Raw genomic sequence first — 13600 nt, 5'->3', positions numbered from 1 at the left:
TAAGTCTCTACAATGCTGTCATACTATGATCACGGATATGTGATCCAGCCATTACGAATTGTAATTCCTTCATTCAACTCGTACTTGCTCTTACCATTTTTCATCTTCATCGTAAGCTGCACATCATTCTTCTTAATAGTCGCCTTAAAGTCCTGCATATATCTGCTAAAAAGGAAATCATCCATAGCAACACAGGTTGTTGTCAGTGACGCAGCATCCACCGCTGTAGGATCTAGATCCTTGCGTAAATACAGCTTATCATCAACCAAATATACTATCGTCACCTTTGCTGTCTTCGTCGGTGCCGGTGCTGCTGTTGCCACCGGTGCTGCAGTTGCTCCTGCAGATGGTGTCGGTGCCGGGACCTTATCCACATCATATAAGATCAACGCCTTATGTGTGCTGTCATATTTGGCATAATTGGATGAATACGTGATATCACGTATCTGATTGAGTAACATCTGCGATTCCATCTGCAGATTCAACTCACTTTTGGAATGTCCGTAACTTTTTGTTCCTGCGGTCAGAAAAAACATGATCGCAAGCATTACAATAGAAAACATTCCCATTGATATTACAAGTTCTACTAATGTAAAACCATTTTCATCTTTGCGTCGCATCATTCATCCCCCTTCCTATCCCTGCATATGTTTGCCGGTATCTTTTACAAGCTTTACTCCATAGGAAGTAGTACCGCGTCCCTTAAATGAAATTTCTTTATAAAAAGTGCTTCCTGCAGCATCATCTGCCTTTTTACAGCATTTGAATGCTCCGCTCGCCTTATCAAAAGAAATCTTAATTACCAAATCCGATGTATCTTTACTATTCACAGAATTGCTACCTGATGTCGCTGTAAAATCCACACCGGAACCGGCAATATCTGTTACAACTCCATCCGCCTTATGAGCGATCACATCACTCTGAGAGTTAAGTCCTGTGTCTGTACCATCATTGTACATCAATGTCTGTACCCCATCGCTGTCCTTAAATAAATACAAATAGGTGGTTCCCTTCTTGGTCATGTTTTCTACCTGCGTGGTATCCAACCTTCCCAAAAATCTGGATGTCGATTTTGATGCATTTCCAGACTTGATGATCGAATATGCACCTCCGATAATCCCCGCCAGAATCGCCATAATTGCAATCGTGATGATCATTTCCACCATCGTGAAACCTCTCTCATCTCTGCTACCTCTTTGCATCTCCATCACCTCCTATTTTAATTCTTCTTCCAGTTCTCATAGCAAATACCGTTATCTCCGCTGCTATCATCTTTGGCAATAGATGATGCGATCGTCTTACGGAAATACTTACTAAACATATTGTAAATAATTGTGTCGTTATCAAAAATCTTTTCAAGACGGTCGGAATCCGCTATAACCTTAGTAGCACCGCTAAATTCAATGTCTCCACCAGCAATGATCAGTCCCTTGAAGTTTTTCTCCAACTTAACATTACCGGTTGCAACAATGATTCCACCTTCCTCAGAGCCGTTCCAAGTATAATCGCCCTTCTTCACAACGATAATACTATTCGACGGAAGCTTTGGATTTGATGAACTCTTGCTCTCATAATCAGCAATCTTACCTTCGTCGAGAAGTACTGCAAATAAATTTGTCTTATCCGATGAAGTATTTGTGATACCCTTCTTCGTATATACATCGCTGTAATTATCTGACAAACGATACTGTGGAGACTTTAAGGATAAATCATAATCGGATGTCAGCGACATCTGCAATGACATATATTCTTTACTTTTCTCTGCTGCATAGCTGCGAACTACTGCACCCTCAGCGCCCGGTGACTCATCACCGATCTCGATCTTCTCCTGACCGGATGCACCATCACGATACAATATATTACCGGTCGCACAAAATACTCCGGCACCACCGTTAAACTTTATTCCTGTCGATGACATATACTTTGCATTGACATCCTTAAGGATCGCATAATCCGGACTGCACTTTGCATATGTCTGATAGAAGGACGTCAGTTTCTCTTCTTTCACATTCAAATAGAAATAAGTCAAGGCGTCTGCCTTCACATCCGTATCATGACGATAGTAATATACAAGCGGCATAGCAGAATCTATATAATCTCTCACATCAAATTTATTGCCACCAACGAACTCATTGTATCCCTCTACATCAAATTCATATTCATCTGCAGATCCCTCTATCGGTGTAAATACAATACCATTTGGGAATGTCGGACCGGAAGATCCAACCTTTTTCCAATAGTCGCTCGGTACATAATAGGCAACCTGACTACTCTTTACAGTCAATGCCTCTCCTGTACGTATATCCTTGCTTGCTGCATAAGATGGACCTGCACCGTCAAGACTCTCATTTTTATTTCCCTTCTTAGAAATAAATGTCTTACCGGATAAGATCAGCTTTGATAAACTTTGTATATCTAATGTAACATTTTTTCCATTGATCACCATCGCAGAACTAAACTGTGCATTATCGGATGTTTTACCAATATTCGCTGCACTATAATCCTTGTTGTAGTTGTAACCACAATAAGAATTCTTAAAAGTGACATTGTCATTATTTCCCCAAATCTCCAAATCATCCGAAACATTTGTTTCTGCATTGATCCTTAATACATTACCGGCTGTTCCTGTGGAAGAGGCCTTTGTCTGAATATTTTCAACCCAGACATGGGCATCCAAGCCGTTCAAACCGTTAATCCGCATATAAGATCTGCCTCGAACCAAAATATCTCCGCGAGATATAATGTTCTCAGCATTTATATTCAATGTTGCGCCATTATCTACGACAAATCCTGCCTCCGGATCCGCTTCTACATTTGGTTCCGGGCTGGCTCCCGGAAGATCTCTGCGAACCGTTCCGGAATAAACGTCACCATCAATCGTTGCCGCGCTGGAGCCACCATTGATCTTTACTTTGTTATCTGCGATCAACGCATAATTCAAATACTCAGAATGTGTACCGGCCTTCATCTCCGGCAGGTTCACACGAATATCTGTCGTAATCGTTGTCTGATAGTCTCCCTCTGTCTTTATAACCGTCAAATCCTTCAGTAATAAGCTATTGTCGCTACTGTCATACTCCATATCGCCTTTACCATTGACGTGACTCTTATATCCATCAACAAAATTACCGCCACTGTATTTGGACTGTGCCTCTGTCAAGAAGCCTCTGATGACGGAATCATGATATTTCATATTTGTCGTGCCTGTGGTAATATCGCAGTCTCCCTCAGACAATGCCGTGATTACTGCATTGAAGTATTTCGTGGAATACTTTCCGGTCAACGAATCCGTTGAACCGGAACGCACAGCACCATACGCTGCATATACACTTTCATATGCATCTCTGGCTGCCGTATCTGATACATTCTCCACACCCGCTTTGATCGCATCTACGATGGAGTCTGCATTATAAAAATTGGTCTGAGATTTCTTCTGCGCCTGTTTCAGCTTAATATTGGTTACCGTCATCGAAATAACCGCTACTGCCAACAGGGAAATGAACGTCGCTGCTATGATGGTCATAACTAACGATGATCCTCTCTCATCCTTTCTGAACTTATTCATACGCTCTCCATCCTTTCCCTTCTATTTACTGAACCTTATTGCCATCTACTGAGGCCAATTTATCTGACTCATCAAATGGATAAGACCCTCCCTTATCCTTGTAAACCGATACTGTAATGTCGACCAGTCGGTTACTATCCTCTGTCGTGATCAACGTATAATTACCCGAACCATCTTTTTGCATCACCGTAGACACATTACCACTCGAGGCAATCTCATCATGACCAGTTGCACATAAGTTTGTGTAAGCTTTTGTGACTGTACCTGTCAGATTCGTATCTGTTGATACTTTCATTGAATATGTCATATCACGGACGATGATGTCCGGGTCGCTGCGGTCTCCCGGCGTTGCCAACGAATTGGCTACACTATTCTCTGCCACCAGATATAACTTCATATTAGCCACACCCAATGTCGATGCAAGCGTTGAGCCCTTAATCTCTACCTCATCGTTTTTCGTATCCGGCTTGTAGAATATAAAAATATTCTCAAACTTATCCGCATCGATCGACTGCTTTGCGATATCTACTTTGTAAGGATCCGGATGTGCCGTAAGAATTGCATCCGGATATTCATCCGAAGCATCCTTCACATAGCTATACTCATATGTAACTGTCGCAATGATCTTACCGGTCGATGCACCCGGCTTAATACCTACAACGATCTTACGCTTCAAATGATTTCCGATCGTCGTTGTATTGACTTTCGTTGTATCCTTCACAATCGTATTCTTATGATCCTTACAATATGTAGAGTACAAACCACCGTAATATAACTTAGCATCGGACAGATACTGTGCTGTCTCTGTTGAGATCAAGTCTTTGTTGGAATCCATCGATGGAATGATCGCCTTACTATACGATAGGTTGCGATCATACAGACCATTTGAACCATTATAAACATTATTTACTGACTTCTTTGGGGTGACATGTGCAACCACATTATAACTACTGCCATTAACAGTATAGTTCTTGTACATATCATATGCCGCCGGCGCCGATGGCAATGGAGATGCTACTGTCCAGCTTGCCTTTGGTGCCGCAGATGGGTCTGCCACCTTATCGTTATCGAGACTAAATGAAGCGTTCTTTAACTCCTCGACAGCATCCTGTGCTGCAACAACAGCGTTCTGCTGCTGCTTGGTCCTTGCACTGTGCCGCATAGACTCTGAGAAATACGCCAATAACGGGATCGAAATAGTAGCAAGTACGACCGTCGTTATTACAATCTCGATCAACGTAAAACCCTTATTCTCTTTCCATAATTTTTTGATCATACTAATTTCTCCCCTACCGTCTCACTATTACTCCAATACGCCCGGATTCGTCATCCAAACCCGAGCGTAACCTATTTACTGAAAAATATTGTCTTTGCGAAGTGGTACACCGGATAATGTCAGATCCTTATACTCTTTCGCCTGTCCTCCAACTGAGAACATCTGCACGGTCATTGTACACTGTAATGCCTTAGATCCTTCATCGGATGAAATATTAACATTCGAAACATTCATTCGCTCTGAATAGTTGTTGATAAAGTTCAACACGCTCTTCAACGATTTATAATCCGTAGCAAATGTAATGCCTACATCCGAACGGTATCCGGTATAATTACCGGTGTCGGTTGACTGTGCATTCTGTGCATTGTCTGCAGCAGCAGCCTCATTCGTTGCTGCGTTAGCCGTATTATTCGTACTATTCTGTGCATTATTACCACTAGCTGTCGAATTGCCACTAGCTGTCGAATTGCCACTATTCGCATCTTTCGACTGAGCATCGTCGTCTGCATTCTGTGCAACAACTTGCTCTAATGCTGCGCCATCCTGGAAGAAGATCTGATTCATTGTAAAGTTCTCCGTTGTGATCGTAAGACCCTTCACTTTCTTCTCTAACTGGTCAAAGCGATTGATCGCATCCTGCGTACGAAGCTCTGACGGATATGCAAGAAGCACCTGCTCGGTACGGGCATTCTTCTTCTCCGTATCAGCCTCTACCTGTGCTTTCTTGGATACTTTTGCACGAAGCTGTGACACTTCCATCGCCAACTGATCATTCTCTGTCGCTACTGTCTCGCGCTGCTCATTAAACTTCTGATAACCTAAGAACCATGCCAACGCTAAAATCACCAGTGCACCAAGGATCATCAATACTTTCTTATCTTTATCTGCTAATGTCGTCTTCGTCTTTGTGTTCTGTGTAGCCATTCTGTGTCACCTCCTGTTACTGTGCCGTCTGTGTTGTATCTGTTGTCGTTGTATCTGCTTCATCCAGTGAAACATCCTTCTCTTCTTTCGTTGGTAACTGTGTATAATCTGCTGTTACCGAGAATGTGTATTTACCTACTTTTCCGTCATTATCTTCGCCAGTAATAGAAGCAACATTCACATTCGTCAAGAGATCAATTCCTTCAAATTCCACCAACATTTTCGCAACCGAAATTTTTGTTTTTGTTGTGATCGTCAGTGTCACTTTATCTTCTGTCGACTGTAATGTAGATACCTGCATCTGCTTTGGCAGCTTCTTCTGTAACTGCTCGATCAATGCTACCAAATTTTGATTCTTCGTCGATGTCGCCACATGCAGCGCGGCCGCATCTTCAAACTTCTTAGTCGCCTGTTCGTTCGCCGTATATACCTGATTAATGCTCTGCAGTGACTGCTTCTCCATTTTGAGATTCTCATTCTCCTTGTTCGCTCCAACAAGTCGGAACCAACCGACTGCAACGAGTGCAACTGCAACAACCACACTGCCTGCCAAAATGATCTTGACCGTTCTCATGCTTGCCGCACGGCCCTGCTTGTTTTTCAGTTCCTTTAAGGAAAATCCTACCGGCTCAATCGCTGCACCGATCGCTGCGATATACTCCGTCTGATCCTGCAAGCTTCTTGCAAATCCTCTAGAGAATGTAATGTTTGTTAATTTCTCCAGCTTACGAACCGGAAGGTCCATCTCACGCTCAAACAAAGTATCCAAACCGCGGATCTTAACACCCATACCTGTGATATAAATATAACCGAGCTGGCAGTCCGGATAACGAGAGCCAAAATAATCAACCACTCGAATAACACTTAATAAAATACCGCCAACCGCATCGGTAACTGCTTTTCTTGCCTCACGGCTTTGGCCGGAGCGTTTCCACTGATCCTCGGAAATTCTTGTTCCTCGTACTGTCTCATCCTCATAATCCAATGTGGAATACACAACATTTTCACGACAGAGCATTTCCATTGCGTCCGTCTCATCGCGGCACTCCAATGCCGGATGTGCTAACATCGTCTCTATAATTGTATTCGTACCATATGGAATCGTTCTCTGCATGATCTGCTGATTCTCTTTCAATACACTTACCATAGTATTTAAGGAACCAATCTGCACACACACGCTATATCCGGATCCAATATGTTTCTGCAGCACCTGCATGGAACCGTTTCCATAATAGTCAATGGATTCCACACGAACGCCCATCAGATCTGCCAGACTATAATAATTCTGGATCAAAGAATCCGGCGCAGCAAGAAGCAACAGCTTCAAGCTCTTTTTATCCTTTTCCTTAACTGTCTCTAACACGTTGTAAGCCAATGTGTACTCATCCATGTTAACTGGGAAGTAATCCTGCGCTGTCGCGTTGATCAGATTGTCTAAGTTCTTCTCCGGAACGTACGGAACAGTTACCTCACGACTCGCGATCTTGCTAGATGCGATAGAGAACACAACCTCTTTTTCTTTGACACCATTGTCCTTCATCTGTTCACGAAGAAGCTGTGCCATACGATCCTTATCCTTGACATAACCGTCTTCCATAACACCTTCCGGCGTATCAAAGGAAAAGGCATTGTACACATGAGGGTTCTTCTTCAGGAAATCAATGACAACCGCCTTGGTTACCTGTTGTCCTATCTCAATACTCAATACTTTCTTTGCCATCTATCTTGTTCCTCCCTGTCTTTTTCATCATAATTTGATCCATAGCTTCTGTACGAAATACAATAGAAACCAGTTTCATATCACACAATGTTTGACAATGCGTCAAGCACTCTGTGACAATGAAACCAAGATTTTCCATTGCTTAATCTTGGTCAAAAAGCCCATAACAACAAAGATATGTGTGTCCTATGCCAGTCCACACAATCTCAAGTACCACTCTATTATCGGTTCACTAAATAACATTGCAAACCATATTCCCATTGAAAGATAAGGTCCTAACGCTAAGCGATGATTCGCACCACTAACTTTCATTCGTATCACATGAATGATCGATCCTGCAATACATCCTACAATAAACGCAACAATACATGCTTTCCAGCCGATCACCAGTCCTGCAACCGCCATCAGCTTTACATCGCCACCGCCAATGCCACGCCCTACCGTCACCAAATAAATAATCAGTAGGATAACACTGACCGAAAAGAAACCGATCACATGCTCTTTCCACTGTGGTCGATCTACAACCGTAGCAATAATGCCCAACACAAGAATCACTATGTTCACCTTGTCCGGGATAATGTATTGTCTAAAATCAATGATACTTAATACTATTAGGGCGGATGTCAGGAGACAATATATCACGCTCATAACGTTGAAACCGTTCGCCAAGAAAACGATCACATATAATGCTCCATTCATTCCTTCCACGAGGGGATACTGAAGCGATAACTTCGCATGGCACTTCCTGCATCTGCCCCTTAGTATTAGGAAACTGAATAATGGGATCAGATCATACCAGCGCAGGTGATATCCACATTCCATACAATGAGAGCCTTTTAACAAGCTTTCATTCTTCGGATAACGATAGATGCATACATTCAAAAAGCTACCTATCACTATTCCAAACAAAAATACACATATGTATAAAATCAAATAAGCACACCACACTGGCATATTCTACTCCTTAATGTTACACAATAATAATTACTCAGATTTCACTTCCAATTTTCCACCTACAGATGCTCCAGTGCTGTCTGCAACAAATACTGTTACCACACCATTATCACGTTTAACATAAATTTTTGGTGATGTTCCTGCAAGTTTACTCTTTAACTTACCAGTAACACCACTTTCAATATCAGCCAAAGACTTATCTGTTGTTCCGTCAGCACTGCGAAGACCTTCTAACACTTTTCCCCATGAACCAGCACTGTTTCCAGCACTACTTAATTCAGTAGCAGCAATATCTCCAGGATCTGTATCTGCCTGTGAAATTGCGCTTACAATGTCAGTGCAAAGGCTAGACAGCTGCTGCTGATCTTTAGACTGACGAGATTTCTCCATGTACGGAATAACCTGTGATGCAACTACACCTACTAAGATAGCCATAATTGCCATAACGATGATCAACTCAACGAGAGAGAAACCTTTCTCTTCGTTTTCACGTAACTTTGCTAAATAATTTTTCATAACTTTAATCTCCTTTTCTTATAAAATATTTATTATAAACCACTCCTTGGCTCGTGGTTATAACACAACTTTGATTTAGTACAGAAACCTCTTTAAGAATTCTCTGCCATACTATAGATGCTAAGCATCGGTGCCATAATTGCTCCCATGATCGGAACGACAATTGCTGCCATCAAAATGATGATAAGAGGTTCCATAATCGCCGTTACCGCTTGCGTTGCCGCTTCCACTTCCTCATCATAGTAATCGGCAACCTTTTCCAGCATTTCTTCCATATTACCGGTTTCTTCACCAATACGCGTCATGTGACAGAGAAGCGGTGGAAATACTCCACTATCTTCCAACGGCTGCGACAGTGCCACACCTCGCTCTACTTCATTCTTCGCATCCTCAACTGCCACTTGAACCAATCGATTCGACATCAGTTTTGCGACTATTTCTATCGCTGCTACCATCGGAATTCCGGATGCCATCAATGTACTTAATGTACGAGTCAGTCTCGCACTTGCCGACTTAATCGTGAGATTTCCAAATATCGGTGCTTTCATAGCAATTGTTCCAAAGAACACTGCTCCTTGGTCTGTCTTCATAAACATTCGGATAGCAACAACAACTGCGATCACACCGCCTAAGAAGAACGGCCACTTTGCGATCAGGAAGTTACTGATTGCCACAACTGCTAATGTAATACCCGGCAATTTGCCACCTGCCGAATCAAACGTCTCTTGGAATGATGGTACTACCTTTACTAACATGATGATAACTACACCAACGATTACTAAAAGTAAGATACAAGGATAAATCATTGCCTGCATAACCATTCCCTTAATCTTGGCATCTTTATCAAAGTTTACCGACATTCGTTCAAATGTTGTCTCTAAACTACCGGAAGCTTCACCGGCTTCCACCATGTTTACCAAAATACTCGGAAATACATCCGGCATCGTGCTCATCGCACCCGCCAATGTATCACCTTTCTCTACAAGTACCTTTACTTCCTGTACCGCATTCTGTAGCTTCTTATTCTCGCACTGCTCACCAAGCATTCCAAGCGCCTGGATCACGGTAACTCCGGCATGCAGGATACTTTGGAACTGCTTACAGAACACCGCCAAGTCTTTCGCCTTAACCTTACCGCCAATGTTGATGTTCAGTTCCTTATTCAAGGCATTTGGTTTCTCCACCGTAATCGGTGTCAATCCCTGATTCTTCAGATTCGCTCTCGCCGCATCTAAGCTGGCAGCTTCGATCGTGCCTTTTTTCTGTTTTCCACCGGCGTCTATCGCCGTATAGTTAAACGCTGTTGTCGCCACACGTATCACCTTTTCCTTCCACTATGTATGTATGAACAATCTTCTGTATAAATGATACTCGTTTCGAATTTCACCCATATAGAATCCGTTTCAATTCCAAGTTGTTCATAGTTTGTTCAAAAATTATACCATATTTTTTGCTTTTTTAGACAATTTTGTGTCATTTTTTCCATTTTTGTTAAAACTATCCAATTTTCTACTACCGCAGTTAGACAATATGCCGAATTTAAATATTTAGTATAATTTTTTTCGCAACTGATCCGGTTCCTGTGCAAATTCAAGCGCCTGCGTAGAATCGATCTTGCCGTCATTATACAATTTGTAAATCGCATCATCCATCGTGATCATGCCCATATTCTTACTTGTCTGGATTGAAGATGAAATCTGATGTGTCTTATTCTCACGGATCAGGTTCTGGATCGCAGGTGTAGTATGCATGATCTCAAACGCCGCCACACGACCTTTGCCATCTCTCGTCGGGATCAAGGACTGAGAAATAACAGAAATCAATACATTCGCCAACTGCACACGAATCTGCTGCTGCTGATGTGGCGGGAATACGTCGATAACACGATCGACAGTTGCTGCTGCACCAATGGTATGCAAGGTTGAAAATACCAAGTGACCGGTCTCAGCCGCAGTGATCGCTGATGAAATCGTCTCCAAGTCACGCATCTCGCCGACGAGGATAACGTCCGGATCCTCACGAAGTGCTGCACGGAGCGCTGCGCTAAAGGACATCGTATCCATTCCTACTTCACGCTGATTGATAATGGACGCCTTATGAAAATGTTCGTACTCGATCGGGTCCTCCATTGTGATAATATGTTCTGCACGTTCTGTATTAATAATATCTATGAGCGATGCCAACGTGGTAGATTTACCACTACCGGTCGGTCCTGTCACTAAGACAAGTCCACGCTTTTTCTTGGTAAGCTCTACGACTGACGGTGGCAGCCCCAAAGACTCTGCACTGGGAATCTCCGTACTGATCAAACGAATAACCGTACCCAATGCACCTTTCTGCTTGAGTACGTTCACACGGAATCGGCCATTTCCCGGAATGGCGTGTGAGAAATCCGCCTCACCCGTCTCATCCAGCGATGCACGCAGTCGTTCCGGCACCATCGGCATGATCAATTCCGCAGTGTCTGCTGCAGACAACGGTTCCCTTGTAATTTTCCTTAATTCACCGTGCACACGGCATTTTGCCTCTGCTCCTGCAGCTACATGAAGATCGGATGCACCGATCTTACGTGCCTGTGCAAGCAGATCATTAATCGTAAAACTTAACATGTCTGTTCCCCCATTTTGTGCTTAGATTTTTAGTTCTATCCGATAAGGTCTAACAATAGCCCTCTCTTTTTACTCTTCTCCATATGCAACACGATGTACTTCTTCAATCGTCGTAATACCCTGTAATACATATTGATTTGCTGAAGTGACAAGTGTTTTCATTCCTTCTCGAATCGCCTGATTCTCAATCTCCTCCGCTGATCCCTCGCGAATAATGATTCGCTTGATCATATTAGACATTGGCATGATCTCATAAATACCGACACGACCCTGATATCCCGATCCGCCGCATCTCATGCAATCACTGCCGACATTTGCCTGCGGTACAAGAATCTCTCTGCTCCGGTATTCCGGCCGGATATGCATTTCTTCCTTTTCGAATTCCGTCAACGGAACCATCTTCTTACAATCCGGACATACACGTCGAAGCAGTCGCTGTGCAATAACACCAACAACAGCATCTGCAATCATGTAACTCTCTATATCCATATCTGCCAAACGGGTGATCGTACTTGCCGCACTATTTGTATGCAGCGTGCTTACTACCAAGTGACCGGTAATAGACGCTTCAACGGCAATATTGGCAGTCTCTTGGTCACGGATCTCACCGATCATGATGATGTCCGGATCCTGACGCAAGATAGAACGAAGTGCCGATGCAAAGGTAAGTCCCGCCTTCGGGTTGGTCTGCACCTGGTTGATCCCGGCAAGGTTTGCCTCTACCGGGTCCTCTACGGTGATAATATTAACGCCTCTGTATTCAATTCGCTAAGTGCCGTATACAATGTCGTAGATTTACCACTACCGGTTGGTCCTGTTACAAGGATAATACCGTGCGGGTGTGCCAAGATCTTATCGAACTTCGCTAAATCATCCGGCTGGAATCCCAAATCCTTCTTATCTCTCGTCAGTGCCTTCTTCTGCGTCAAACGCATTACGACTTTCTCGCCGTATACCGTCGGCAGGTTAGATACACGGAGATCGAACTCCTGTCGATCAACGATAACGCTCATACGACCGTCCTGTGGCTTACGTTTCTCCGAAATGTCCATACCGCTGACAATCTTGATACGAGCGACCAACGCCGGGAACAGCGTAATATCATGCCGCATCGCCTCTTGAAGCACACCATCCACTCGGAATCGGATACGAAGCTGCTCTTCCATCGGCTCAAAGTGAATATCACTGGCTCTTTTATGTACTGCCTGCTCAATAATCTGATTTAAGAGTCGTACGATCGGTGCCTGCTTGATCTCCTCTGACTCCTCATTACGATTCTCTCTATTACCATAACGCTCCTGATGCTCTTTCGTGAACTGATCTGCCACTTTCATTGCTTCCGCATTACCAAAGTAACGATCAAGCGCCTGCGCTACATCCTTTACTGTAGTAACATGAGCCTCGATGCGAAGACCTGTCACAATAGACAGATCATCTAACGCTCCGAGATCCAGCGGATCACTCATTGCTACACGGAGCACATTTGGATTCTCCGGATCAAACTCATATGGCATCAACATATATTTACGAAGCAATTTCTCATCAACCAATGTGAGCACATTGTCTTCTATATGATAATCCGCTAAGCGAACCCTCGTCAAATTCAACTGTCTGCTCAGCACCTCTGCGATATCATCATCAGATGCAAAGCCAAGATCGATCAGCACAGTACCAAGTTTCTGTCTGACATCACCTTCCTTTTGTGCCTGTAATGCCTGTTGAAGCTGTTCGTCATTGATCAAGCCACCTTCAATCAGCAAATCTCCTAAACGTTTCTTACGACGTCCTCTTGATGCACCAAAACTATCCATCTTCCCCTCCTGCTCATACTTTTTTCATATTTTCTTCCTTCTCGTTGTGTTGTTGCTATTATTCTCGCTCCGGGCATGTGTGCCATCCCATACAATAAGGCATACTTACCCACATTTAATTCTATTATAGTGGTTTTTGGCATATAACGCAAGTATTTGCTCTGAATTGATACTATAAACTGTTCTCCATTCCGCCTTATTGAAATGCTTAATGATCAATCAAAT

At 43.2% G+C, this 13600-nt stretch carries 10 protein-coding genes and 1 pseudogene; all 11 read right to left on the bottom strand.

Features of this window, described 5'->3' with window-relative positions; translation table 11 throughout:
- Positions 1-29: 29 nt before the first annotated feature.
- The 11 genes and pseudogenes from DW981_RS03575 to DW981_RS03525 all read right to left on the bottom strand — a co-directional run bounded on the left by DW981_RS03575 (position 30) and on the right by DW981_RS03525 (position 13375).
- Positions 30-623 carry a type II secretion system protein gene (locus tag DW981_RS03575; RefSeq protein WP_118506804.1) on the bottom strand — a complete coding sequence of 198 codons (594 nt, stop codon included), beginning with the start codon at positions 621-623 and terminating at the stop codon, positions 30-32.
- A gap of 12 nt (positions 624-635) precedes the next feature.
- Entirely contained in the window at positions 636-1202 is a 567-nt protein-coding gene (locus DW981_RS03570) for a prepilin-type N-terminal cleavage/methylation domain-containing protein (protein ID WP_022026101.1), read from the bottom strand.
- Between the two features lie 17 nt (positions 1203-1219).
- Positions 1220-3565: a hypothetical protein gene (locus DW981_RS03565; protein WP_118506802.1), complete on the bottom strand. Its 2346-nt coding sequence runs from the start codon at positions 3563-3565 to the stop codon at positions 1220-1222.
- 25 nt (positions 3566-3590) lie between these two features.
- A complete protein-coding gene (locus tag DW981_RS03560) occupies positions 3591-4841 on the bottom strand; it encodes a type II secretion system protein (protein ID WP_118506801.1) in 1251 nt (416 codons plus the stop codon).
- 75 nt (positions 4842-4916) lie between these two features.
- On the bottom strand, positions 4917-5765 hold the full coding sequence (locus DW981_RS03555; protein WP_118506800.1) for a hypothetical protein: 849 nt from the start codon (positions 5763-5765) through the stop codon (positions 4917-4919).
- 16 nt (positions 5766-5781) lie between these two features.
- Positions 5782-7485: a pilus assembly protein PilM gene (gene pilM / locus DW981_RS03550; protein WP_118506799.1), complete on the bottom strand. Its 1704-nt coding sequence runs from the start codon at positions 7483-7485 to the stop codon at positions 5782-5784.
- 186 nt (positions 7486-7671) lie between these two features.
- Positions 7672-8439, bottom strand: a complete 768-nt coding sequence (locus DW981_RS03545; protein WP_118506798.1) for an A24 family peptidase — start codon at positions 8437-8439, stop codon at positions 7672-7674.
- A gap of 30 nt (positions 8440-8469) precedes the next feature.
- Entirely contained in the window at positions 8470-8955 is a 486-nt protein-coding gene (locus DW981_RS03540) for a prepilin-type N-terminal cleavage/methylation domain-containing protein (RefSeq protein WP_118506797.1), read from the bottom strand.
- A gap of 92 nt (positions 8956-9047) precedes the next feature.
- Complete coding sequence (locus DW981_RS03535; protein ID WP_243034651.1) at positions 9048-10277, bottom strand: type II secretion system F family protein; 1230 nt, start codon at positions 10275-10277, stop codon at positions 9048-9050.
- A gap of 225 nt (positions 10278-10502) precedes the next feature.
- The gene (locus DW981_RS03530) at positions 10503-11564 is read right to left on the bottom strand and encodes a type IV pilus twitching motility protein PilT (RefSeq protein ID WP_118506796.1); all 1062 of its coding nucleotides are present in this window, start codon (positions 11562-11564) and stop codon (positions 10503-10505) included.
- Positions 11565-11633: 69 nt separating this feature from the next.
- Positions 11634-13375, bottom strand: a pseudogene (locus DW981_RS03525) (ATPase, T2SS/T4P/T4SS family).
- Positions 13376-13600: the final 225 nt, after the last annotated feature.

The organism is Clostridium sp. AM49-4BH (assembly GCF_003478335.1).
Taxonomy (GTDB): Bacteria; Bacillota; Clostridia; order Lachnospirales; family Lachnospiraceae; genus Butyribacter.
The sequence above is the reverse complement of the archived record's forward strand: the minus strand, read 5'-3'. Positions and strand labels throughout refer to the sequence as shown.

What these genes read in the sequence shown, in the direction of transcription:
- DW981_RS03575 (WP_118506804.1), bottom strand. Translation starts at nt 623, where the DNA reads ATGATGCGACGCAAAGATGAAAATGGTTTTACATTAGTAGAACTTGTA.
- DW981_RS03570 (WP_022026101.1), bottom strand. Translation starts at nt 1,202, where the DNA reads ATGCAAAGAGGTAGCAGAGATGAGAGAGGTTTCACGATGGTGGAAATG.
- DW981_RS03565 (WP_118506802.1), bottom strand. Translation starts at nt 3,565, where the DNA reads ATGAATAAGTTCAGAAAGGATGAGAGAGGATCATCGTTAGTTATGACC.
- DW981_RS03560 (WP_118506801.1), bottom strand. Translation starts at nt 4,841, where the DNA reads ATGATCAAAAAATTATGGAAAGAGAATAAGGGTTTTACGTTGATCGAG.
- DW981_RS03555 (WP_118506800.1), bottom strand. Translation starts at nt 5,765, where the DNA reads ATGGCTACACAGAACACAAAGACGAAGACGACATTAGCAGATAAAGAT.
- pilM (WP_118506799.1), bottom strand. Translation starts at nt 7,485, where the DNA reads ATGGCAAAGAAAGTATTGAGTATTGAGATAGGACAACAGGTAACCAAG.
- DW981_RS03545 (WP_118506798.1), bottom strand. Translation starts at nt 8,439, where the DNA reads ATGCCAGTGTGGTGTGCTTATTTGATTTTATACATATGTGTATTTTTG.
- DW981_RS03540 (WP_118506797.1), bottom strand. Translation starts at nt 8,955, where the DNA reads ATGAAAAATTATTTAGCAAAGTTACGTGAAAACGAAGAGAAAGGTTTC.
- DW981_RS03530 (WP_118506796.1), bottom strand. Translation starts at nt 11,564, where the DNA reads ATGTTAAGTTTTACGATTAATGATCTGCTTGCACAGGCACGTAAGATC.